17 protein-coding genes, 1 tRNA gene, 2 pseudogenes and 1 other annotated feature are annotated in these 22,749 nt (G+C 54.9%); of the genes and pseudogenes, 11 read left to right on the top strand and 9 right to left on the bottom strand.

Features of this window, described 5'->3' with window-relative positions; translation table 11 throughout:
- Nucleotides 1-25: 25 nt before the first annotated feature.
- Both OE750_RS15570 and trpA read right to left on the bottom strand, forming a co-directional pair.
- On the bottom strand, nt 26-1,192 hold the full coding sequence (locus tag OE750_RS15570) for an alpha-hydroxy acid oxidase (protein WP_263765234.1): 1,167 nt from the start codon (nt 1,190-1,192) through the stop codon (nt 26-28).
- A gap of 112 nt (nt 1,193-1,304) precedes the next feature.
- Complete coding sequence (gene trpA, locus OE750_RS15565) at nt 1,305-2,096, bottom strand: tryptophan synthase subunit alpha (protein WP_263765233.1); 792 nt, start codon at nt 2,094-2,096, stop codon at nt 1,305-1,307.
- A 262-nt stretch (nt 2,097-2,358) separates the two neighbouring features.
- Between trpA and ychF the strand changes: the two genes are divergently transcribed.
- The 6 genes and pseudogenes from ychF to OE750_RS15540 all read left to right on the top strand — a co-directional run bounded on the left by ychF (nt 2,359) and on the right by OE750_RS15540 (nt 6,080).
- Nucleotides 2,359-3,456: a redox-regulated ATPase YchF gene (gene ychF / locus OE750_RS15560; RefSeq protein WP_263765232.1), complete on the top strand. Its 1,098-nt coding sequence runs from the start codon at nt 2,359-2,361 to the stop codon at nt 3,454-3,456.
- A 9-nt stretch (nt 3,457-3,465) separates the two neighbouring features.
- On the top strand, nt 3,466-3,861 hold the full coding sequence (locus OE750_RS15555; protein WP_263765231.1) for a hypothetical protein: 396 nt from the start codon (nt 3,466-3,468) through the stop codon (nt 3,859-3,861).
- Between the two features lie 250 nt (nt 3,862-4,111).
- Entirely contained in the window at nt 4,112-4,357 is a 246-nt protein-coding gene (locus OE750_RS15550) for a helix-turn-helix domain-containing protein (RefSeq protein WP_263765230.1), read from the top strand.
- Nucleotides 4,358-4,508: 151 nt separating this feature from the next.
- Nucleotides 4,509-4,598: transfer RNA gene (locus tag OE750_RS15545), tRNA-Ser, on the top strand.
- A 147-nt stretch (nt 4,599-4,745) separates the two neighbouring features.
- Nucleotides 4,746-4,913: pseudogene (locus OE750_RS18215) on the top strand (DUF6538 domain-containing protein); the annotation flags it as partial.
- Nucleotides 4,914-4,925: 12 nt separating this feature from the next.
- A complete protein-coding gene (locus OE750_RS15540; RefSeq protein WP_263765229.1) occupies nt 4,926-6,080 on the top strand; it encodes a hypothetical protein in 1,155 nt (384 codons plus the stop codon).
- A gap of 6 nt (nt 6,081-6,086) precedes the next feature.
- Here the strand turns inward: OE750_RS15540 and OE750_RS15535 are convergent, their stop codons facing one another.
- Both OE750_RS15535 and OE750_RS15530 read right to left on the bottom strand, forming a co-directional pair.
- On the bottom strand, nt 6,087-6,359 hold the full coding sequence (locus OE750_RS15535; RefSeq protein ID WP_263765228.1) for a hypothetical protein: 273 nt from the start codon (nt 6,357-6,359) through the stop codon (nt 6,087-6,089).
- A gap of 531 nt (nt 6,360-6,890) precedes the next feature.
- A pseudogene (locus OE750_RS15530) lies at nt 6,891-8,200 on the bottom strand (IS3 family transposase).
- Nucleotides 7,797-7,913, bottom strand: a sequence feature (AL1L pseudoknot). Its footprint overlaps the pseudogene before it by 117 nt.
- On the opposite strand from OE750_RS15530, the gene OE750_RS18210 reads away from it, so the two are divergent.
- On the top strand, nt 8,114-8,485 hold the full coding sequence (locus tag OE750_RS18210) for an HNH endonuclease family protein (protein WP_412176234.1): 372 nt from the start codon (nt 8,114-8,116) through the stop codon (nt 8,483-8,485). The pseudogene OE750_RS15530 and the gene OE750_RS18210 overlap by 87 nt on opposite strands.
- 136 nt (nt 8,486-8,621) lie before the next feature.
- Here the strand turns inward: OE750_RS18210 and OE750_RS15525 are convergent, their stop codons facing one another.
- The gene (locus OE750_RS15525; RefSeq protein WP_263765227.1) at nt 8,622-9,755 is read right to left on the bottom strand and encodes an AAA family ATPase; all 1,134 of its coding nucleotides are present in this window, start codon (nt 9,753-9,755) and stop codon (nt 8,622-8,624) included.
- A 415-nt stretch (nt 9,756-10,170) separates the two neighbouring features.
- Here OE750_RS15525 and OE750_RS15520 point away from each other — a divergent pair, with 415 nt between their 5' ends.
- Nucleotides 10,171-11,253, top strand: coding sequence for a plasmid recombination protein (locus OE750_RS15520; protein WP_263765226.1), 1,083 nt, complete (start codon nt 10,171-10,173; stop codon nt 11,251-11,253).
- A gap of 296 nt (nt 11,254-11,549) precedes the next feature.
- Here OE750_RS15520 and OE750_RS15515 read toward each other — a convergent pair whose 3' ends face one another.
- The 4 genes from OE750_RS15515 to OE750_RS15500 all read right to left on the bottom strand — a co-directional run bounded on the left by OE750_RS15515 (nt 11,550) and on the right by OE750_RS15500 (nt 20,354).
- A complete protein-coding gene (locus tag OE750_RS15515) occupies nt 11,550-13,856 on the bottom strand; it encodes a DUF927 domain-containing protein (protein ID WP_263765225.1) in 2,307 nt (768 codons plus the stop codon).
- A 338-nt stretch (nt 13,857-14,194) separates the two neighbouring features.
- A complete protein-coding gene (locus tag OE750_RS15510) occupies nt 14,195-14,548 on the bottom strand; it encodes a hypothetical protein (RefSeq protein ID WP_263765224.1) in 354 nt (117 codons plus the stop codon).
- Nucleotides 14,549-15,382: 834 nt separating this feature from the next.
- Nucleotides 15,383-19,132, bottom strand: a complete 3,750-nt coding sequence (locus OE750_RS15505; RefSeq protein ID WP_263765223.1) for an AAA family ATPase — start codon at nt 19,130-19,132, stop codon at nt 15,383-15,385.
- Between the two features lie 4 nt (nt 19,133-19,136).
- A complete protein-coding gene (locus tag OE750_RS15500) occupies nt 19,137-20,354 on the bottom strand; it encodes an exonuclease SbcCD subunit D (protein ID WP_263765222.1) in 1,218 nt (405 codons plus the stop codon).
- A 127-nt stretch (nt 20,355-20,481) separates the two neighbouring features.
- Here OE750_RS15500 and OE750_RS15495 point away from each other — a divergent pair, with 127 nt between their 5' ends.
- The 3 genes from OE750_RS15495 to OE750_RS15485 all read left to right on the top strand — a co-directional run bounded on the left by OE750_RS15495 (nt 20,482) and on the right by OE750_RS15485 (nt 22,746).
- Nucleotides 20,482-21,402: a helix-turn-helix transcriptional regulator gene (locus OE750_RS15495; RefSeq protein WP_263765221.1), complete on the top strand. Its 921-nt coding sequence runs from the start codon at nt 20,482-20,484 to the stop codon at nt 21,400-21,402.
- A gap of 124 nt (nt 21,403-21,526) precedes the next feature.
- On the top strand, nt 21,527-22,147 hold the full coding sequence (locus OE750_RS15490; RefSeq protein ID WP_263765220.1) for a DUF1819 family protein: 621 nt from the start codon (nt 21,527-21,529) through the stop codon (nt 22,145-22,147).
- Nucleotides 22,144-22,746, top strand: coding sequence for a DUF1788 domain-containing protein (locus tag OE750_RS15485; RefSeq protein ID WP_263765219.1), 603 nt, complete (start codon nt 22,144-22,146; stop codon nt 22,744-22,746). The genes OE750_RS15490 and OE750_RS15485 overlap by 4 nt, the downstream gene beginning before the upstream one ends.
- Nucleotides 22,747-22,749: the final 3 nt, after the last annotated feature.

The following is a 22,749-nucleotide window of genomic DNA, read 5'->3' as shown; positions in this document are numbered from 1 at the left end:
AGTGGAAAACCGTCAGTAGCGTCAATCAGTCCTGCCAGTCGCCTTCAAAACCTTTGGGGATCATCAGGATGTCGCGATCAACTTGGTTGATATCGGTCTTGCCACAGAGCGCCATCGAGACATCGAGCTCTTTGTGCATGACCTCGAGCGCCTTCGTGACACCTGCTTCGCCCATTGCGCCGAGACCGTAGACAAAGGCGCGGCCGATGTAGGTTCCTTTCGCGCCCATGGCCATGGCTTTGAGCACGTCCTGCCCCGAGCGGATGCCGCTGTCGAGATGCACTTCGATTTTGTCGCCCACCGCATCGAGAATGGCCGGCAGGGCGCGGATGGAACTCAGCGCGCCGTCAAGCTGGCGGCCACCGTGATTGGAGACGATGATCGCATCTGCGCCCACGTTGAGGGCTTCAAGGGCGTCGCGTGCATCCATTATACCTTTGATGATGAGCGGCCCATCCCACATCTTGCGAAACTGGCGGATGCGGTCCCAATCAAGAGATTGGTCAAAAGATTCCGCTGTCCATGTGGTGAGCGAGCTTGCATCTTCCACACCTTTGGCATGACCAACGATATTACCGAAGAAGCGCCGCTTTGTGCCTAGCATTCCAAGGCCCCAATGTGCTTTGGTCATCATGTTTGCGATGGATTTCATCGTGAGCTTGGGCGGGGCAGAGAGGCCGTTCTTCAAGTCTTTGTGGCGCTGGCCGAGGAGTTGAAGGTCTACCGTGATCACGGCAGCCGAGCATTTGGCGGCTTTGGCGCGGTCAAAGAGCCGCTGCATAAAGTCGTCGTCCTTGAGGGTATAGACCTGCATCCAGAAGGGATTTTCGGTGTTCTCGGCCACATCTTCGATCGAGCAGATCGACATGGTCGACAGCGTGAAGGGCACACCGAATTTTTCGGCGGCGCGGGCGGCCTTGATCTCGCCATCGGCGCTTTGCATACCCGTGAGACCGACAGGTGCGAGGGCCACAGGCATGGAAACGTCCTGCCCGATCATTTGGGTTTTGGTGGTGCGGCCTGCCATGTCAATCGCCACGCGTTGGCGCAGGTAGAGCTTGTCAAAATCAGAGGTGTTTTCGCGGAAGGTCTGCTCGGTCCAGCTGCCGCTTTCGCAGTAGTCATAAAACATGCGAGGGGTGCGCCGCTGGTAGATGCGCTTGAGATCGTCAATGTTTGTGATGACGGGCATGATGGCCCCTTTATCCTGAGAAGTCCTGAGAATTGTTGTAAATGCTTACGAACAATTCCCAGTGCCTGCAACGCATTTTGGGGTGCAGGCTGCTTTGCCCTGACGATCTGACCTATGCGCGGTGCGCACCGTCGGACAGTGTCTTGACGAAGGTCAGAACATCGGCGGCGCTTTCGCCTTTGCTGATACGGTCAACGATCGCGGAGCCTACAACCGCACCATCGGCCACACCTGCGATGGCTTCGGACTGTGCGGGGGTTTTGATGCCGAAGCCGACGATAACGGGCAGGTCGGTCTTGGATTTGATGCGCGCCACTTCGGGCGCAACATCAACAGCCTGCGCTTCGGCGGCGCCTGTGATGCCTGTGATGGAAACATAATAGACGAAGCCCGAGGTGTTTTGCAGCACTTTGGGCAGGCGGGCGTCGTCGGTTGTCGGTGTGGCGAGGCGGATGAAGTTGAGGCCGGCGGCTTGGGCCGGGATGCAGAGCTCGGCGTCTTCTTCGGGCGGTAGATCAACCACGATGAGCCCGTCGATACCTGCAGCTTGGGCATCTTTCAGGAAGGTTTCTACGCCGCGAGAGTAGATCGGGTTGTAATATCCCATGAGAACAATCGGGGTTGTGTCATCGGTTTTGCGGAACTCGGTGGCCATTGCGAGGGTTTTGGAGAGCGTCATGCCTGCCGCAAGAGCGCGCTGGCCTGCGAGCTGGATGGTGGGGCCGTCGGCCATCGGATCGGTGAAGGGCACGCCAAGTTCGATGATATCGACGCCTGCGGCAGGCAGACCTTTCATCACCTCAAAGGAGGCGGCCTCGTCGGGATCGCCCGCCATGATATATGCGACGAAGGCTTTTTTGCCTTCCGAGCGGAGGGCGGCGAATTTGGCGTCGATGCGGCTCATGGGGCATTCCTTTATGTGTCGGGAGTGATGTGCCCCGAAAATGGGGGGGAAATCAATAGAAAGAGAGTTCCAATGGCGCTGCGCACCATCGGACCAAAGCGGGGGGCCAGCCCCCCTGATGCAAAACCTGTGGTTTTGCATCCTCCCCCCGGGATATTTGAGGCAATAAGAAAGAGCTGCGGTGTTTGAACTGCTCGCAGGTGTTGCAGCGGGGCGGGGGAGGGCTTATGAGGCGCTCAACAGCATATGCGGGAGAAAAGCCATGGGCTTTAAGATGGGAATTGTGGGTTTGCCGAATGTGGGCAAATCAACCTTGTTTAATGCGCTGACAAAGACAGCTGCGGCGCAGGCGGCGAACTTTCCGTTTTGCACGATCGAGCCCAATGTGGGCGAGGTCAACGTGCCGGACGCGCGGCTTGATACTTTGGCCGCGATTGCCGGATCCAAGGCTATTATTCCGACGCGGATGACTTTCGTGGACATTGCGGGCCTCGTAAAGGGTGCGAGCAAGGGTGAGGGGCTGGGCAACCAGTTTCTGGCCAATATCCGCGAAACCGACGCGATTGCCCATGTGCTGCGTTGCTTTGAAGACGGGGATGTGACCCACGTTGAAGGGCGCGTGAACCCTGTTGAAGACGCCGAAGTGATCGAGACGGAACTGATGCTTGCCGACCTCGAGAGTGTTGAAAAGCGCCGCCAAGGGCTTGTGCGCAAGCTTAAGGGCAATGACAAGGATGCCGCGCAGCAGGACCGTTTGCTGGCGGCGGCTCAGGCCATGCTGGAGCAGGGTAAGCCTGCGCGGATGGTCGATGTCGATGCCGAAGATGCGAAAGCCTGGAGAGGCTTGCAACTTTTGACCTCTAAAAAGATTCTGTATGTCTGCAATGTTGATGAGGCCAGCTCGGCCACCGGCAATGCGCACTCGGAGGCCGTTGCGGCGATGGCGGCAGAGCAGGGTGCGGGCCATGTGATTATCTCGGCGCAGATTGAAGAAGAGATCAGCCAGCTGGAAGACGACGAAGCTGCAATGTTTCTGGAGGAAATGGGCCTTGCGGAAGCGGGGCTCGACCGTCTTATCCGTGCGGGTTATGATCTTTTGCATCTTGAGACCTACTTTACAGTCGGGCCCAAAGAGGCGCGTGCCTGGACCATTCGCGAAGGCACAGCCGCGCCGCAAGCGGCGGGTGTGATCCATGGCGACTTCGAGAAAGGCTTTATTCGGGCCGAGACCATCGCTTTTGACGAGTTTGTTGCGCACAAAGGGGAACAGGGTGCGAAGGAAGCGGGCAAAATGCGCGCCGAGGGCAAGTCCTATATTGTGAAAGACGGAGACGTTTTGCACTTCCTGTTCAGCAAGTGAGTTTTAGTCATGCGTGGTGTCTATGCTTTTGTGATCGGTCTTATGGTGACGGGTTGCACTGCGGACAGCCTCATTCAGACGGCTTATCCTGACCGCGAGATTTTCCGCTTCCGTTCGATGGAGGGCGATCTCAATTCCTATGCCTGTGAGGCGGGGCCGAGTGAGGCCGAGACCAAGGCGCGTGCTGGCAAGGCGCATCAGTTTTTTGACAAGCGGCTTGATGCGATTGCCGAGCGATTTGCCGAGCGGGTGATGTCGGGGTATGACGCGGGCAAAGGTGAGACAGCGGTTCAGCAGGAAATGAAGCAGCTTGAAGCGGCGGCCATAAAGCTTTCGGATGAGACAGAGCAGCGCTATCAGTGCCTGTTTTTCGATGCAAAAGAGTGGCTTCCAACGCGGTTCTGATGCATTTACGCAACGGGGCGTTTTGCGCCTGATTTGAAATTTGCGACCAAGCCTGCTAGCTTACCAGAATGAAGAACACGCTATAAGCATATCATTTTACAGTGGTTGTGGAGTTATCCACAAACACGATCTGCGCGGTGCTTCCTCTTTGATTTGTAAGTAATGTTCCGCCCGTGCGGAAAAAGACTCCATGGTTTGGAGTTTTCATATCTGCCGTATCGGACGCGGCCAATCAGAGCAGGACTTTAGAATGACCAAGCAAGATCGCACCCCCATGACTGGAACCCCCGCCAGCGATATGAGTACTGATCCACGTGCCGTGCGGGAGACCGCTGGCTTGAGCCAGGAAGAAATGGCGGCGTTGTTCGGGATGGGAGACTATGGCCACAGCGCTTGGGAGCGCGGTGCACGCAAGCCGGGTGGACCTGCGTTAAAGCTTCTGGCGTTGATCGCTACCGATGTACCTGAAATGATCGCTGCCTTGCGAAAAGTTTAAACGTAAAAAGGGTAAATACCTGGCTGCCGCAAAGTGGCTAAAGCATTTTTTGTTATTTTAAAACAAGGTTTTGCGATGAAGCTCCTGCTTCGTCCATTTCTTTGAAATTTACCCTTGTAAACCTGATCGCCGCGCGGCTATACCCGTCGGCGGAGACGTGGCCGAGTGGTCGAAGGCGCTCCCCTGCTAAGGGAGTAGGCCCGGAAGGGTCTCGAGGGTTCGAATCCCTTCGTCTCCGCCACCTCGCCTTGCGCGCTGTTCTTTATTTTATAATCATATCCGTAACTTAGAAGTAAATGCTGTGATCGAGTAGCGCTTATATACTTGATTTGCTACCCTTTCTGCACCACATTTTGCTACACGTGGTTGGTTGTAGTGAGGTGTGGATATGTCAAAGCCTGTCCTGCGGGGAAAGACCTGGTATTTGAAACGGCGTGTCCCGAAGCGTTATGCGGCTGTTGAGGCGCGTCCCGTTGTTTGGGAAAGCCTAAAGACTGATTCCTATAGTGTTGCCATGCAAAAATCGGCTGGCGTTTGGAATGCCTATGTTGAGGGTTGGGAAGCCCTTTTGGCCGGACGGGATGGTGACGCAGCCGATAGGTTTCGCGCCGCGCAGCAATTGGCAGCGACGCGTGGATTTCAGTTTCTGGCGATCGACAAAGTGGAGAACGCCGCTTTGGAGGAGGTGTTGGAACGGGTCGAGGCGTCTCGTGGGACGGACGGTATGCCCAACGAGGTCATCGCATCAGCTGTTCTTGGCATCACCGATGCGCCAAAATTGCTTTTGTCTGGACTGGTGGAACACGTCGAGGGGCTTGCGGCGCATGACAACCGGTTCAAAAACAGCGAACAAATGCGTTTGTGGCGGTCGCCGCGTCTTCGGGCGGTAAACAATTTGATAAAGGCCCTTGGTAAAGACTCGGATGTTATCTCTGTTGGCACAGCAGAAGCGCGTAAACACAAGCGTTGGTGGCAGGCGCGCATGACAACGGAAGGGCAGTCCGCGGATACCGCGAACAAGGATTTCAACTACCTGTCCGGCATGCTCTCACGCTTCTACGAAGACCTTGAGCATGAAGACCCGCCGCGACCCTATGCCGGAATTTCAATCAAAGACCGCCATTCACAGCCCAGCCAGAAGGCAGAAGTGCCTGTCGACTGGATTGTCGATAAGTGGTTTGCGCCATGTGCGTTGGATGGCCTCAACGACGAGGCACGAGATATTCTGTTGATGTCGATTGAAACCGGCTGCCGTCAGAATGAAATCTACAACTTGCCGAGTTCAGCGATCCGCCTGGATGATCCGATCCCGCACTTGTGTATTGCCCATGAACTTTCCGACAACCCCGAGGAGCGGCGTGAGGTCAAGAACCTTTCATCGCATCGGGAGATACCTTTGGTCGGGGTGGCGTTGGCGGCGGCCAGGCGGCATCCGACCGGTTTTCCCAGATACAGAAACAAGGCCAGTTATAGCGCCGCAGTTAACAAATATTTGCGCAAGCATGAATTGTTGCCGGAAGGAGTGACTATCGGCGGCACGCGTCACAGTTGGGAAAGCCGGATGAAGAAAGCGGGCTATCAGACGGATGATCGTGGGGAACTGATGGGGCATTCCCTTAAGGGCCGTCGCGGGCGCGAGACTTATGGCGACAGCCTGAGCCTCTCCGAGCGCCTGTCCGTTGCTGAGGAGATCATGTTTGCCGTGCCCGATCATCTTAAATGAAGTCTATCAATTCCGGTGAGGCAAATACTTCCGCGCGCGTGCAATGGTGTCGCGTTTCCTTTGCTCGGCCTCAAGCTCCCGCTCCAGACGCAGGAAGATGGGCAAATACGCGTCGTTCGTTTCGAGCAGAATGGCGACGGTTTGAAGGCATGATTGGATGCGCTGGTGTTTCGCGTCGAACAGGGATGATGTCAACGCGTCGGGTGATACGACGACTGCAACAGGCGGTGCGGGCGGCACCTTCTTGTCGCTTGCATGCCTCTTTCGGTCTCGTGCCATTGGCCGAAGTCTCTCGCCCGTTCCAGCGCAGTGCCAAACGGTTTAAATTGATGTTTATGACGCCGTGAATTGGTCCGACGTTCCGTGCATCAATATAGGGCAATGACGACCGACCGCGTTGCTTTGAATGTTTGAAAAGACCGTCGGAATGTTTCATTTATGTGGATTACGGGCGTGCCGAAAAAGTTATTCAAATCCTTTGACACGCAAGGGAGGCACAATAATCAGTTTGGAAATGAACAAATCCGGGAAACTCCAAAATCCGTATTTTCAGCGACCCAGAGTATCGGTGTGCTGACGCCAAACAGCTACAGCTTCCGGACCGTGGCGGCCTCACCCCTTTCAAACAGAGCCTCCGCTGTCTGCGCAACCATCTCAGCAGTTGCAAGTGATTGTGAATTCTCTTTAGAATACGATCAAAGCATAACGAAAAATAACGTTACCGTTACTGTCACTCATGGCGCGATGAACGAAGGGCCAACCTGCAAGGTGAACCGCCCCGGGTTTACCGGAGGTCGTTTGGTTCAAATGTTAGGCTGCTTTTTCATGCGCATTCAAGGTTTCATAGAACATCTCCTCTGCTTCGTGCGGCGTGACATATCTGATGGAGCTGTGCAGGCGCTTGGTGTTGTACCAATCGACCCATTTCAGCGTTTCCCATTCAAGCTGGTCCATTGATTTCCATGGCCCCATCAGCTTTGTGACCTCGGTTTTGAATAGGCCAATGACGCTTTCAGCGAGGGCATTATCGTAGGAATCCCCCACTGTTCCCACGGATGGATCAATCCCAGCATCGGCCAATCGCTCGGTGTATTTTATGGACAGATATTGAGAGCCGCGGTCGGAATGATGTACCAACCCGCCACCTTTTTCAGGGCTGCGCTGACAGATCGCTTGGTTCAAAGCATCAAGCACGAAGGCTGTTGTCATAGATGTCGATACGCGCCAGCCAACGATCCTGCGAGAGAAGACGTCGACGACGAAAGCAACATAGAGTTCGGCATGAGGCCGCCATCGGTCCGAGGACCATGCCGGACGCCCTGCCAGGTCGATACGTAAGTGAAGTCGTCGTCCATTGGGCTTGAACCAATGGCGCATCAATGGACGACCCCAAAGTTGGTTCGGGGATTGCGCTTTGAATTCCCTGTTCACCTTATCGTCCGGGCACGGTTGGGAGGTGTCGGGGTTTGTCGTTATGATCTGTTTACCACGAACAACACCCTGTAACCCCATGACTTTCATCAGGCGTTCCACCGTGCAACGCGCGATGTCATGTTTTTTACGGCACAGTTCATGCCAAATTTTACGCGCACCATATCTTTTGCCGCTGTCATCAAAAGCCTCTTGGATTTTACCGCGATCAATAACATCCCTCTTGACCCGGTTAGACCCCCGATGAGGGTCTCGTTTGACGGCCAAGTGGGCATAGTAGGACGATTGTGCGACCGGCAGTACCTTGCAGATCGACCCGACACCAAAGTCCGCGCGATACGCTTCAATGAATGTAATCATTTCCTGAACGGGCGGTCGAGTTCCGCCTGTGCAAAATAAGCCGATGCCTTCTTGAGGATCTCATTCGCGGTTCGCAACTCTCGAACTTCTCGCTCAAGTTCTTTGATGCGATCCTTCTCAGCCGTTGTCAGCCCTTCACGTCGGCCACAATCGCGCTCCGCCTGCTGGCACCAACCGCGCAGGCTATCAGGTGAACACCCCAGCTTGGGCGCAATTGCTTTATAGGCAGCGTTATCACTCGCATGATCCGCGCGGTTCTCTTGAAAAAGCCGAACACCACGTTCACGCAGTTCGGCAGGATAGGCGGGGGTATGTTTTCTCTTCGTCATAGGGTTCACCTTCGGAGTGTTTTACTCTCCGGTAAACCCGGGGCGGTTCAAGGGATCGGAAACCTCACACTTGTGAGCAAAAAGCTGAACCCGAGTCTTTCCAATGGCCCATGGTCTGATCTCGACGCTGACAAACCTGGCAAGCGGTCAGGATTACATGCCCATACAATGCTCATGATCAACCGAAAATTGTTGGATGATCATAATGATAATTGGTCCGATAAAGCTATCGGTGCGCGAGCTGAACAGATGTTCTCTGATGCCAAAGATATCTGGCCTTGCTAATCAACGATGAACTTACCAACCAACGGCCAAACGCAAGCCATTCCATTTTACGGACTTCTTGGTGCAAGTATCCGTAAAATGGAATGATACAGTTCTAAGCAGAAGTTAGCCCACTTTTCTGCCTACATAAAACTGATCAGATCAGGCGTGGCCGGTTCAAAATTTCCGAAATGCTATCAGCCATACGCTCTAACATCCTCAATGAAATTCGGGTGCCCTGTGAAGACCATCGCCTCAGACCGGTTTCGATAGCTTCCTGACCCGCATCTCTTAACGATTCAGGCAAACGTCTGGAAATCATGTTCCGACCGATAACCATAAGCTGCTCCGGCGTTGGATCACCCAGTCTAACAACTTTGCAGCGATCCAAAAAAGACGCTGGAATACCGTCGAGCGAATTGCTCGTCATTATCCAGCTTACCGCACTCAAATCGAATGGAATTTGATAAAATGGACAGCTCCAAGTTCGCGCACTTGTAGGCTCAAGCATACTCTTGAGTGCCTCATATGCACCTGGAAGCATGCTGCCTTTGCTTGTCGCAATCTGCTCAGGAATCTTGTCGATTTCGTCAATGATGATAACTGGATTGGCTGTTCGTTCACGCAGCATTGTTTGGACTACGCGACCAGGCGCCGCACTGCTCCATCCACGTTCCATTCCAGCAATGGAAAAAGTAGCACCTTGGCTCGCACCAATATCCACCTCAGCGGAGGCCACACCAAAAATCCGCGCTACAGCCCGCGCCCAGGAAGATTTGGCAATCCCAGGCGGACCTAACAAGATGAGAGGCGGGGTATGCATCGGGGCAGAGCCGTCTATAGTCCGGCCACGCATATGTTGCATCACAGCCGTGGACGCAGGTGCAAGCCAAGGAAAATCGCTGTGCAATGCTGCGATCCGCTCCTCCATGCCATGACGATCAACAACTCCGCGCGAATGACTTCCGCGACCAGCAGCGATGAGAGCTTTGCGGTCATCGCCTTTGATATGATTAATTGCATTGATCGCTTTCATTTTCGCTTGAAAAAATCGGCGCGCACGATTCAGAACACGGCAGTGATCCGCCCCAGAAATCTGGCCTGTCTCAAGCCAGTCATCCATCTCTTCCTCCGACCCTAAAAAACTACCAAAGCCGTCCGATTTGCCATAATGATCTATCCGACGTTTCCGCAAGCTACGTGCCAGGCGGTCCCGAACTTGCAGTTCTGATTCTTCGAGTGTTGTCGGCAAATGGACACCGATAAATCGGACGGGGATAGTCGTGTTCATGGGAGGTCTTCCTTTTCATCCGTCCTCAACGGACGCGTTTCGAATTATAAGTGAGAACGCAGCTCAGACCCGAGAACCGGAGGGGGTCAGGCGCGTGAGCACATAATTCGGAAAAGGTTTTTCATCATATGCGAGTTATAAACGGATGCATAAATCTGCACAAGCTCATTCAAGACTTCCGTCAACTAGAGAGCGGCTCCGGCTCAGAAAGGTGTTGCTGAACCATTTTTGTTTTACGAACAATTGTGGATGCCGAACTCTGTTTTACGAACAAGGGCCACGAAATGTTCGTAAAACAAAGCTGTGCAAAGTGCCGAAACATGAAACCAGACTTTGATAACAAAGTATCCATCTATGCATGGAGATTTTTTCATGGATTCCGTTTATCTTTCATAGAATGTAGCGGGAGATAGATATGGCACATGAACGAGATGGACCGGACCTTGTGATGACAAGCCGATACGTTGGCGCGTCAGAAATTCGCCAGCTAACCGATCACGAAAAACATAGAACACCTGACGGATCGTCAGCCATAGATCCCATGCGGACCCATTTGAATAAAATTCTTCACGGCCCTTCCACACAACAAGAAGCTCTGGAGAAGCTATGGGAAGCGGGGGTTAAACGCCCTGCCGCGCAAGCCGAGCGGCCCTATGTTCAGACCGTGATTAGTGCTTCAACGACCTATTTTCGTGACGAACATCACGGTCCGGGGGAGTGGCATTCTCAGCGCCTTGAAGCATGGTTAACTACTACGATGGCATGGCTGGCAGCTGAATTTGGTCAGGATTTGGTTCATGTGGCGCTGCATCTGGATGAAGACACACCGCACCTTCACATCCTTGTCGTCCCTACTTATGACAAAAAAGCACGCAGGCCCGGAAAGCCATTTAAAGATGAAACACCACAAGAATTTGATGCCCGTGTAGCCGTTGCGAGAAACACTAAAACTCAAAGAACAGCGGGTCGATCGAGCAATAAATACTGGTCGCAGATGTCAGTGCTGCGTCGTGCTCGGCAATCATATCATGCAGCTGTTGAACCTCTCGGAATTGGCTATGGTAGGGATTTTGTGGCTGAAGGAGAGCCGTCTCCCAAACGCAAACCGACAGGTATGTGGGTGCGTGAAGAGACTGCCAGGCTTGCTGAAGAGCGTCGACAAATTGTGGCTGACCGCTCCGCTTTTGATCTTGAACAAGAACGGGCGAAAAAGGAATTGGGACGCGCCAGACTTGAGATCAGCAGGATGATGATGAGGGCGAAAAACGAAGCCTTTGAAATCGTGATCGACGCGAAGTTATCGTCGGAAGATGAACGGCGCATTTTGTCGGAAGGCTTCATTGCTCTGGAAAAGGCTGTCGGTTGCATAGGTGATGAGCTGGCCCTTGTGTTGTCACCGGATGTCGATGACGCAATGGAAAACCTGCAGCAAAAAGTTGCTGACCTCACTGCTGTTGGCGCCTCAAAGTCTGACCATGGGGCGGGTCCTCGCATTTAATCTCCGATGATGGTGTGGCGACAGGTTTCTTATGGGGGTAGGGAGCCTGAAACAGCAGCCATGTGCGCTATTCTTTGAAAATGGCGAGTAGGGCCGTGCAAGCTGTAAGGTGGCTCTCTGGCACCCCTTGCAGGGTGTAGTCCGCTTCTGTCGTTCACGGAGGACAGCATGTTTTCGCGGGGTAAGGCGATGAGAACATATTAGCATGATTGTATGAGGCTGCCGGCAAGCCTTTCAGGCCTTCTACAGTAGATCAGACCTGCTACCCAGAAGTGGCAGGTCTGATAGTGTATCCATCAATCGAATTTATGGGGTTTGAACGCATAAACGCGAGTGGTGCCGCTGCGATCCGGCAGGCGCACGTTTTTCTGAAGATGGGCGCCATCCCCCACAATCAACGCTCCACATTCACGGGCGACACGCAACATGATGTCAGGACTATGCCCATCACAGACTTCGGAACGAAATGCTTCGGGCGTGACATAGACCAACGCGTTGCCATCATCATCCACCGTGCGATAGCCGCACCGGTCACGAACAAACTTGTCATCCTCTCGCTGGACTTCTTGTTCGGGTGTGAGGTTTTGCGGTGGCGTAATCGCTTCGAAACGGGAACGGCCATAAAGCTCAAAAAACACCCGCAAGGCACTCAACGCGTTACGCTCTTCTTCGGATTTTGACGTCCCACGTGCATCTTTCCACGCGCGGTAGCAGGTCACCGCAGCGTTAAACGCGTCATCCGTTTCCCAAGGCAATACCCCGCACAGCACAGCGAGCTCACCCGCCGCTGCAACCACACCGAAACGGCCGGCGATGCGTTCCACTTGCTTGTCATCCTCCGGCTCGAACACTGCTGCAAGGAAGCGCTCTTTGATCTCCTGCGCGGTTGCCAAGTGCGTTTCGCGGTCTGCAACAAGCTGTTTGACGAATTCGGGACCGGCATGACCATACACACGGCGCGCCTCGCGCCCGATGTGTTCGGCCATCATGCGTTCACTCTCGAACTCTCCGATATCCTCGAAACTCTGATCCGGAGACACCTGAATGGGAATATCGATCATTCGCACGGCAGCGCCGCCCACCGAACGTTTTTTGGCGCCCCGGACGCACGAGCGCATATGCACAGCGCTGGAATCTTCACCCGAAGACAGCGTGATGGAGCGCCACTGAGCACCCGGAGCGGCCGTTCCCAGGACTGTTGCGCGACCTTTGCCTTGACCGTTGGCCAGCATGTAAAAAAGGTCTGCGCCCTTCTCAGGGTCGGACAAGCCCAACTCGTCGAGCATGAACGGACAGTCGTTATGATTGTTGGCTTCCGCTTCCGCGCTGTTGGTTGTTCTTAGCCAGCTTTGGACGAACCCGTCGACGCCACCACCCCCGAAGGTGGATCCGGCACAGACCAAGAATGTTGTCTTGCTGCGGGACGAAGGGCCGTAAAAATGAAACCCGCCGCCACTTTCGCCCATCGGTTTCAGCAATACGGCGGCAAAGGCAACCGAAAGCGCAAATGCCGCGCGCGAGGACTTGCCTACCAATTCGGCAAGGGCGCGCCAGTCTTCGAAGGACCCGGCAGTTGCAAAGAAATGCTCTTTATCGCTCATGTCGATCTTGATGTGACGCGTGTCACCTGGCGGCGAGATGACACCCTGCGGGAGCGCAAAACTGTCTCCAATCCATCCCGGGCGGGAGGTAATCTCCAAAGTGTCGGGTGTATCAGACTGATTGATAAAGTCAGCCAGCGCGAGACGGCCGCTGCGATCATTCGGGCAAATAAACCCGTAGGGGACAAGCGAGGCGCGTGCTTCCTTGCCGTCACCGACCCAAAGGATGTTAGGCAAAATGAGCGTCACATAGCCGCCGCTGTCGTCTGGGAACACGATGATGCGCCCCGAGCCAGCCTTGCCGTTCGCCTCACGGCTTTTGCCGACTACTGCAATGGGTGAGCCGACAAAGGTCGTGACCGGATTTCCGCGCGCGTTCTGACCATTTTTATAAAGACCCTTGCTGGTCAGTTCATAGCCGTCAGGAAAATTCTGCTTCCAGCTCCATTCTTTTTTCAAATACTCGAGAAAGCGGTCATTCTTAGTTTCAGGCTTATCCGACGCGGAGTGTTCTTCTTCGGTTGAGGCGTCACCGTCCGGTTCTGAAACGGAGCCTGTCTCTGGCTCAGTCGGCGCGGATCCTTCCTCGATTCCATCGACATGCTTCTCTGTAACGGGTTCGCTCTTGAACACGTCTACCATCATTTCCGGATGCGCTTTCAAAACGGTCTTGAATCGCTCAAAGGTAAGACCGTTGTTGATTGCATCGGCGATGTCGTAGCCCTGCGGCACATCTTCCGAAATACACACACCCATAGCCGCAATATCAAGGACACGGACGCCTTTTGCGCCATTATCCATCAAGATGTCCGTCAATGAGTTCACAACTGCACGGCCCGGATCGTCATTATCCGGGAAAATTACAACATCGCGGCCTTCCATGAACGAAAAGTCTGTTTTCTTCACAGCATTGGTGCCGCCCGCCCACGTGATGCTGACACATTCAGGAAATGCAGCTTTCACTGCATCGGCGCATTTTTCGCCCTCGGAAATGATGACCAAAGCCTTGGGGCGCTGAATGAGTTCGGGCAGATTATAAACCGGCAGCAGCCCCTCGGCGCCCTTCCGCGCCCAGACAGCGGTGCCATCCGAATTCAGCCAGAATGTGTAAGGAAACATGCTTTTCTTCATCTCGCCTGGCTTTTGGTCGTCAGGCCGCTCATAACGCGCGATCAGAAACGCTTTCGTGCCGTCTTCCCCAAAATACGGGTAGCGGGCCACAAGTGAGCGCTCGTTGGAAATATCGGGCCAAGGGGTTTCAGGCGGAATATTTGCTACGATCTTCGCATCCGGGGCAAGTTCCTTAACAATGCGCGCGGGGCGGGTGGGAGACATATCGTTCATGACGCCACCCCCAGATCAATTGCCAGCGCACGGGCGGCTTCGATCTGCGACATACCCTCGATGTAGGCATAAAAGCTGATTGCATCGCCGCCGCGATCGCCGGTAGCAAAATCTGCCCACTTTCCGGAGATCAGATTGATCCGGAATGAACCCAAGCGGTTGTCGGCACGGGTGGGATTGAGGGCGACATATTCGCGCCCTTCTTTGCGCCCTTGTCCCAGCCAGTGAGAGCACAGGCTCTCCAGCTGGGGCAAAGCTGCGGCGTTGACCTCCTGAAAGATGTTGCGATCGAAGATGCGGGGCTTTTTCGCCACATGCGCCTTGGTATTTTGGTTCAAAGAATGTTTCATGAACATACTCCATTATTCACAGACAGATATTGCCTGCGGGACAAAGATGTGAGACGGTTCAGGAAGAAGACCTGATGATCGGGTGGTTGTGATTGGCATTGCGCCACCCGATCGTTTCTTCCAGCGTCGGCTCGGCTTGGATCGTGCTATAAACGTCAGGTAATCTCTGAAAATTCGCAATAGGGTTTGATTAGTGGGTTGTCGCTATTCTGTGGATAACCGGCTCTTCAACTCGAGAGCGTCAGCATTTCGCCTTTGGACAAGACGCGAAATGGCTTCAATCTGAAAATTGACGTGACAGCAAAAATCCGTATTTTTCAAAAGTAACGAAACATGTTCCCATGTTCCCACTTCCTGTAGCTACAAATATCTTTGAATGAAAACCGTGACACTCCGCTCCTTACGATGATTTCTCGTCCTCTATATAACCGCTGTATGAGTGGGAACATGGGAACACTGCTGATTGCCGCGGTTGGTTTTGATGAAAATGGGCCTGCGCGAATCCGAGGCCTGATGGAGCAAAGCAAACCGTCAAGAACTAACCGGATAGCGAAGAGGGCGGTTGTCGGTGCGATTGATAGTGACCTGAGCCCCTAAAATTCCTCCAAATTTGTGTAGATTCCGCCCAACAAAAAGGTCGGACAAATGAAGGCACGATTTACGGAGATATTGGAATATGTTTTGGTAAGGCATTAATGCCGAAGATTTTTGGCCTGTTGAGTGAGGACTTGGGATGTCCATCATCCAGGCTACCCGACCGCGACGACAATTAGAGTTAGGTAGTATATATTGCACTATAGCCTGAATCTCGCGCTAAGCATGTTGAGATGCAAATCAACCTGTGGCGCCACCAGGCCCACATAGCCCCGAAATGGAGACTGCACTTTTCCCGCCACCCTGTTTACGCACGGCGATACGGGTCGGGATGCGGTCCTTCATAGCTTCAACATGGCTGATGACACCGACCTGACGGCCTTGGGATTGCAGGGTTTCCAGCGCATCAATCGCAAGATCGAGACTGGTTGCATCCAGGGACCCGAAGCCTTCGTCGATGAATAGCGTTGCCGCAAGCCCGCCTTGGCTGCCCATGCGCGAAAGCGCCAATGCAAGTGCTAGAGAGACTAAAAATCTCTCACCGCCTGACAGGCTACGGGTCGCGCGAGCCTCACCCGCCATATCGCGATCCTCCACCTGAAGCGCAAGATCGTCGGCGCGGCGCAAAAGATAGCGCGGGTTCAGGTCGGCAAGATGATGGTTGGCGCGATCGACCAAGACATCAAGCGTGATGGACTGTGCAACGCGCGCAAAACGATCGCCGTTTCTGGAGCCAATGGCATCGTTGACCGCCTGCCAAACCTCGAGTTCGGCCTTTGCCTTTGCGGTTTCCGCCTCCAGCCCTACCAGAGTCTTACGCGTCGCATCGTCACGCGCCAGATCGCCACTGATTGTGCCGATACGTTCTTGTCGTTTGCCCATTGCCGCGTCTATCACGTTTAGCGCCACGGACAGGTCTGCAGCGGATGTTTCGGGCAATCCTGTCGATTGCAATTTGTCCAGATCGGCGCGACGCGAGGCAGTGGCCGACCGTGCGGCTGTTACCGTGTCATCCAGTTGCCGCAGGCGATGGCGGAGCTTTTCAACGTCATCGCGTGAGGTGGCAAAGAGCGGCGCAAGCTCCTCCGTCTCCAAACCTGTTTCGGTCAGGGCCTGCGCCAGCCCGATGGTGGCCTTTTCCAATGCGGCGGCGGCGTTGCTCTCGGTATTCTGCGCGTTGTCATATCGGGCCTTGGCGGTCGCAGATTTCTGCATGCTGACGCCCAATGCGTTCTGCGCTTCCTCTTTGGTTTTGAGCGCAGTTTTGCGGGCCTCGTTATGCCGTGAGCGATGGGCTTTCGTGTCTTCCCCATCCAAAAGCGGTGCGCGTGCCGTGCGAAGGTCTGACAGAGCCTTTTTACGTGACGTCTCTGTCTCGGCAGCATGTTTTGCCTGATCCGCAGCGCTTTCTGCTTTGCTGGTCGCCGTTGCGATTTGCGGGCCAAGGGCGGCAAGTTGATCGCTGGCGGATTGTTGTGCGGCACGGGCGCTGGCGATGCGATCGACCAGCGCGGCAAGACGGGACTGCAGGGCGGGGATATCGCTCAGGGCCGACATCGGTTCCTGTGCCGCCGTAAGTGTGGGGCGCAAGCCGGCGGTCAGCTTTTCGATGCGTGTGGTTGTGCCTGAAAGCTCTTGTTTCGCAAGGGCCTGCGCCTGCCGTATCTCGGCCGCCGTGGTGGCCAACGCGTCGCGTTCTGTGCTGCGGGTCGAAATGGTCGCGCGCAAGCTTTCGCGGCTCGTATTCTTCGCTGTTAGCGTTTTGCGGAGCGCGACCAGTTCGCGCGCCGCTGCTTGCTCTGCCCGTTGTTGGGTGGTGAGCGTTTTGACTGCCGCCAGAAGCGTCTTTTCCGGATCGGCAGGTTGCGCGGGCAATGTCGGGTAAAGCGGGTTGGCCTGCGCGGCCCGTAGGTTTTCCGACCATTGAGTTAAAGCCTTTGATTTGCGCTGTGTTGCCATTAAAATTTCACCCTGCGCTTGTTTTTCGCGTGCTTGGGCCGCGGCCAGTTGCCCCTCTGCGGTGGTTCGCTGATTGCGCGCGGTTTCTGCGCCGCCCTTTGCTGTGCTGAGGTTGTTCCGCAGGGTTTCGGCAAGCTTCAGCAGGTCTTCATCGGCGTGAACGGGGTGATCTTTGGCACCGCACACGGGGCAGGGTTGATCAGGTTCCAGCCGCAACCGCAGGTCGCGGGCTTTGTCAGACAATGCCAGATCAGCCTGTTCCACTGGTGCAACAAGTGCGGTAATTTGCGCCTCTGCATTGTGCAGAGCGGCCTCGGCCACGGCTCTTTGGTCGATTGCCTTTTGGGCCTGCGTTTTTGCGTTGTCTTGGGCATCAGTGGCGGTTGCCAACGCGGTTTCTGCGTCGGCATGGGCCTCCTGAATTCGGGTCAGGTTTGCCAGGCTTTGCGCCAATGATGATAGAGATTCGGCCTTTTCGGGCGGGTGGTCTGTTTCCGAACGGTTGATCGCTTTCTCAAGCTCTTTCAGTTCTGCCGTCAGTTCTGTTTCGGACGTGCGGTCAACCTTGTCACTCTCGTCAATCTCGGTCTGACGGGTGGTCACTTCTCCAAGCTGCTTTGCACAACCCGACACAAGGTTTTGCGCCTTTTCCAGCGAAGCATTTGCGTCTGAATAGTCGGTAAGGTTCTGGCACACCTGCGGCCAATGGTCCGCAATTGGAATGGCCTCGGCGAGGGCGGATAGTGCGTTTTCTGCGGTGGTTTGGTTCGCCTTGGTCTCGCTCTCGGCTCTTTTCAACGCGTCGAGCGCAGTTCTAAAATCTGTAGCGGCTTGCGCTTTGGTTTGCGTTTCATCACTTGCGCGTTTGGTCTCGGCATGCGCGGTTTCGATCTGCGCGTCGAGGTTTGCTGCTTGGTCCCAAACACGGCCAAACGCCTTGAACTCTACTTCTTTGGCGTCGAAGGCCTTGCTTTTGTCCTCAGCGTCATTTTGTAAGTTTTTAGCGGCTGCAGCGGCGTTTCGTGCGGCTTCTTCGGCCTCTTTTACTGCGGAAGTCGCGTCTACTTTGCGTTTTTCGGCATAAACTTTCGCTTGCCACGGCAAACGCAGAGGCTCTGCGCGATCAATCTGCGCAAGGAGTGCCTTGTCCTTGGCCGCATCAAGAACCGCTTGTGCTGCAATTTTTTCCTGTGTTTCGGCCTCGGTTAATCTTACCTTTGCGGCGTCGAACTGGCGGTGCAGATCAAGGCTGGCAGTCAGGGATTTGCCTTCGGTGCGATCCGTAACATTTGCAGCAATCAATGCGTCTTGTTCGGCCTTCAACTCAGTTCGTGCTTCGTCGCTCAACAGTTTGTGTTCGGCGTGTCGCAGCATTAGCGCGTTATGAGCATCGCGCGACGCGTGGGTGCGTTCATAAACGCGGGTTGAGATCGCGCGGTAAAGGCCAGACCCGGTGACCTTTTCCAATAGCCCAGCCCGATCATTGGTGTCGGCCCGCAAAAAAGCGTCAAAATCCCCCTGTGCCAGCAAGACCGTGCGGCGAAATTCGTCATAGGTCAGGCCGGTCAAATGCTGCATCTGTTCGGCGACGGCGCTGGTTTGCCCTGCAAGGATCTGGTCATCAGCCGCGCGGGCGATGGACCGGGCGACGCTTTGCAAACGCCCATCCACCTTGTCACGTGCGCGGCGGGCCTGCCAACGGGCGATGTAATCTTCGCCGTCCAGCGCGGTGAATCGCACCTCGGCCCACCCTTGCACAGCGCCACGGCGCAGAATGGCGCGGGAATCCTTGGCTTTGATCGTATCACCCGAAGGGTCGGGCACCTCATCGGAGGCAGCACCGCCCGAAAGACGGGGCGCATCGCCATAAAGCGCCAGACACATCGCATCAAGAATGGAGGATTTGCCCGCACCGGTTTCGCCCGTAATGGCAAAAAGCCCGGCCCCAAGTAGCGGCGGTGCGGTGAAATCAATGACAAAAGTATCGGCGAGGCTGGCGATATTTTGACCCGATATGGACAGGATGCGCATGGGATTAAACCTCCGAGAATGCGTCGCGGAATGCGGCGATGTGGCGGGGGTCTGCGTCAAGTGCGTGCGCTTGACGAAAGGCAGTCAAGAACAAATCCTCGGGCGAGGTTTCGGCCAACGTAGGCGGTGGTGCCGTGGGCGCGGCCAGTTCTGTGCGCGCAATGGACAGACCGGCCAAACGCACCGGAGTCCGTTCAATCAGTGCTTCGGCTTCGGCCATGAGCGAGGATGCGGGCCGATCGGCGGTCAAGGTAATATAGACGAATGGTCGGGCATCGCGCGGCACCTCGGGATCAAGGTTTAACGCGCTCAATGCGGCTTCTACCGCTTGCAAGGGGGCGGCACCGGTGGTTGGAAAGCGCAAAACTTCAATCGGGCGCTGCAAGGGAATATGGCACGGAACCAGCCCTTCGTTAAGGTCCAGCAGCGTGACGCCATGATCATAGGGGATTTCTGTCGCTGACAGTGGGAAGGGTGAACCGGAATAGCGCACCCGCCCGCCGTCCAGCGATTGTGGGCGATGCAGGTGACCAAGCGCGACATAGGCCAATTTTTCAGGGAAAATATCGGGGGGCACGGCATGTTCGCCGCCGATCATGATACGCCGCTCTGCGCCTTCGCTTTCCAGCGCGCCATTGCAGGTCAAATGCCCCATCGCGACAATGGGCAGGCCGCCTGCACGCGCGGCGGCGGCGTTTGTCATATCGGCATGCAGGCGCCGCGCGGCCGCAACAATCGCAGGTTCCGCGCCATTTTCCGCGCTTAATGTCAGCCCGGGCAAATCTGCCTGCCGAAGGAAAGGCACAGCCAAAAGGTGGGCCTTGACCACACCCTGCGCATCACGCATCGGGATCAGGTGACGATCCATATCCACGCCGTTTCCATCGCGTTGCAACGTGCCCACGACATGAACGCCAAGTTCGCGCAGAACCGCCTCGGGCGCCTCCAAACGCTGGGCCGGGTCATGATTGCCAGCGATCAGAATGATTTGCAGCCCGGGGCGCGATTTTAGAAAACGCGCGAGTGTGGAGTAGAGTAATTGCTGTGTATCACCGGAGGGATTGATGCCGTCAAACACATCGCCCGCGACCAGCAAAACATCGACTGCCTCATTCTGGATCACACCGTTCAGGTCGTTAAAGAAGGTGCGATGCTCATGCTCGCGCGACCAGCCATTCAGCGTTTGTCCAAGATGCCAATCGGCGGTGTGCAAGATGCGCATCGGTATCCTCCTAGATGATATTCATTTTTAAGATGTGATTGACATTAAATTTATACCGATATACTTAATATACGGATGCTTGATAGATGTCCATATACTTTATATACTAATTTGAGGTGAAGTGAGGATGAACGCGGATCGCACTACAGCATTGAAGTGGGGTGTTGAGCAGAGGCTTGAGTTCATTGAGTTCAGGTTGTTCTGGGAAGGTGGCGTAAATCGCGCTGATATCATTGATATGTTTGCTGTTTCCGTCCCGCAAGCGTCCAAGGATCTCACATTGTATCAGGAGCGGGCACCCAAGAACGCGATCTATGACAAGAGTGCGAAACGCTATGTCGCCGGCCCGAAGTTTTCGCCCAAGTTCTTGAAGCCCGATCCTGATAGCTACCTTTCTCGGTTGAGGTCTCTTGCGGAAGAGATATCTGGCCCAGTGGAGTCCTGGATTGCAAAGCCGCCGATGGTGGACATCGCGCTGACGCCAAGGCGTGAGGTCGATCTCGGTGTGCTGCGGGCTGTGCTAGACGCGGTGCGAGAAAACAAGTCACTTGAGGTTCATTATCAGTCAATGAGCAAAGCCCGTCCCGATCCGATCTGGCGTCGAATAACCCCACATGCGTTTGGCTTTGACGGGTTTCGTTGGCATGTTCGGGCGTTTTGTCATCTGAATGAGCGCTTCAAGGATTTCCTCTTGCCGCGGATTCTTGGCGTGCGCGAGATGGGGTTGCCCGAAAGCACTGGTGATCGGGACGTGCTGTGGCAGGATTTTTTTGAACTTCAAATCGCGCCGCACCCCGACCTCGCGGCATCACAGCAGGCGGTTGTTGCCAAGGATTACGGCATGGTTGACGGGCGGGTTGTTTTGAACGTGCGCTACGCCATGCTGTTCTATGTCCTCAAACGGCTTGGTTTGCTTGGCGATGCCGCACAGCAAGACCCCCGGACCCAGCATATTGTCGCGGTAAATGCGCCTGAAGTCGAAACGGCGTTGCGGCGTTTGGAGTTTGAAATCGACGAAGGCAATTCAACACCCGCAGGTGCTGCATGATGGCGGCTTGCAAGCAACACGATATCGCTCCGGATCACATCTTTGCTGGAGGTCCGAATGCTGTTGTCAGGCTGGTCGTCGCTGTAGAGTGTTTGAAGCTCTGGCGAGCCGATGAGGCATCGCGATGAGCACGACGAAAACTGAAAAATACCGCATGTCGTTCTCCACCGGAGGCCTGTTTGTGAATGAAAGCATCGCGCTGGCTGAGCATTATCGATCTGGCGAAAGTTGGGCTAAATCCCAAGAACGCTTGCTTGAAATGGGCATCACCGCACTGCCAAAGCTCTCCTCACAGGCCCGCTCCCTGAGGGAGATCTACACTCGCATTACCTATCTGTCTGAGGCGGAACGCGTTTTCCTTGTGGAGAAGGCGGACCGACAGGAGCAACAGGCAATCCTTTGGCTTGGCGTTTGTCGAACCTATCGGTTTATCCGAGAATTTGCTGTCGAAGTGATCCAAGACCGCTATCAATCCTGGCGGCTGGAATTGGGACATGAAACCTTCGACCGGTTTCTCGCAGATAAGGCCGAATGGAATGAACATCTTGCCCAATTATCGCCATCTACCTGCGCGAAGTTGCGCCAGGTTATGTTTCGGATCATGCGGGAGGCGGGCGTTTTGAATGAAGATGACAATATTCAGGCGATATGGCTATCGCCAGGATTGAAAACACTGATCTCGGAGGTGGATCCACAGGACCTTCTGGTGTTCCCTGGGGCGAAACTGCCTGGAAAAATGGCATGAACCAACAACTGGACCGCCGTGCCCGCGCTGAACATCTTTTCAAAGTAGTTTCCGGTGAACGGTTTCTGGCCAAGGAAGGGCTTGGCAACGAAGTTCCGTTTTTTATCTGCCCTTTCGGCGCAGAGGATGGCCTTGCGATGGTTGAGGATCGCAAGGATCTGATAGCCCGCCTCGGGCATGAAGGCATCAGGGTATTGGATGTTGATCTGTATGACCTGTCGCTGGAAATACTCGCGGAACGTGACGTCCTCGACCAGTTGATTGAGGTCGAACCTGAAACCGACAAATCCGAACTGAAGGAAATGCTACAAGGGGTGCTTGACCCGCAAGATCACCTCATACCGAAGATTGGTGACCGGATCGCAGCGACCGCCCATGAGGTGATCTTTCTATCAGGTGTGGGTGAAGTTTACCCATTTCTACGATCGCATAACGTGCTGAATAACCTGCAAAGCACGGCAAAGGACAAGCCGACCGTCCTGTTTTTTCCAGGTAATTACACCCATGCGCTGGCGACCGGGGCCTCTTTGGACCTGTTTGGCCTCCTGCACGACGATAAATACTACCGCGCCTTTAACATCATGAACTACGAGGTTTGACCC

It is taken from the genome of Lentibacter sp. XHP0401, from assembly GCF_025751535.1.
GTDB lineage: Bacteria > Pseudomonadota > Alphaproteobacteria > Rhodobacterales > Rhodobacteraceae > Lentibacter.
Note: the sequence above shows the minus strand (reverse complement) of the source record. Positions and strands in the feature narration are given on the sequence as shown.

Coding starts and splice junctions, on each gene's coding strand:
- OE750_RS15570 (WP_263765234.1), bottom strand. CDS start 1,192: ATGCCCGTCATCACAAACATTGACGATCTCAAGCGCATCTACCAGCGG.
- trpA (WP_263765233.1), bottom strand. CDS start 2,096: ATGAGCCGCATCGACGCCAAATTCGCCGCCCTCCGCTCGGAAGGCAAA.
- ychF (WP_263765232.1), top strand. CDS start 2,359: ATGGGCTTTAAGATGGGAATTGTGGGTTTGCCGAATGTGGGCAAATCA.
- OE750_RS15555 (WP_263765231.1), top strand. CDS start 3,466: ATGCGTGGTGTCTATGCTTTTGTGATCGGTCTTATGGTGACGGGTTGC.
- OE750_RS15550 (WP_263765230.1), top strand. CDS start 4,112: ATGACCAAGCAAGATCGCACCCCCATGACTGGAACCCCCGCCAGCGAT.
- OE750_RS15535 (WP_263765228.1), bottom strand. CDS start 6,359: ATGGCACGAGACCGAAAGAGGCATGCAAGCGACAAGAAGGTGCCGCCC.
- OE750_RS18210 (WP_412176234.1), top strand. CDS start 8,114: ATGATCCGCGCGGTTCTCTTGAAAAAGCCGAACACCACGTTCACGCAG.
- OE750_RS15525 (WP_263765227.1), bottom strand. CDS start 9,755: ATGAACACGACTATCCCCGTCCGATTTATCGGTGTCCATTTGCCGACA.
- OE750_RS15520 (WP_263765226.1), top strand. CDS start 10,171: ATGGCACATGAACGAGATGGACCGGACCTTGTGATGACAAGCCGATAC.
- OE750_RS15510 (WP_263765224.1), bottom strand. CDS start 14,548: ATGAAACATTCTTTGAACCAAAATACCAAGGCGCATGTGGCGAAAAAG.
- OE750_RS15505 (WP_263765223.1), bottom strand. CDS start 19,132: ATGCGCATCCTGTCCATATCGGGTCAAAATATCGCCAGCCTCGCCGAT.
- OE750_RS15500 (WP_263765222.1), bottom strand. CDS start 20,354: ATGCGCATCTTGCACACCGCCGATTGGCATCTTGGACAAACGCTGAAT.
- OE750_RS15495 (WP_263765221.1), top strand. CDS start 20,482: ATGAACGCGGATCGCACTACAGCATTGAAGTGGGGTGTTGAGCAGAGG.
- OE750_RS15490 (WP_263765220.1), top strand. CDS start 21,527: ATGAGCACGACGAAAACTGAAAAATACCGCATGTCGTTCTCCACCGGA.
- OE750_RS15485 (WP_263765219.1), top strand. CDS start 22,144: ATGAACCAACAACTGGACCGCCGTGCCCGCGCTGAACATCTTTTCAAA.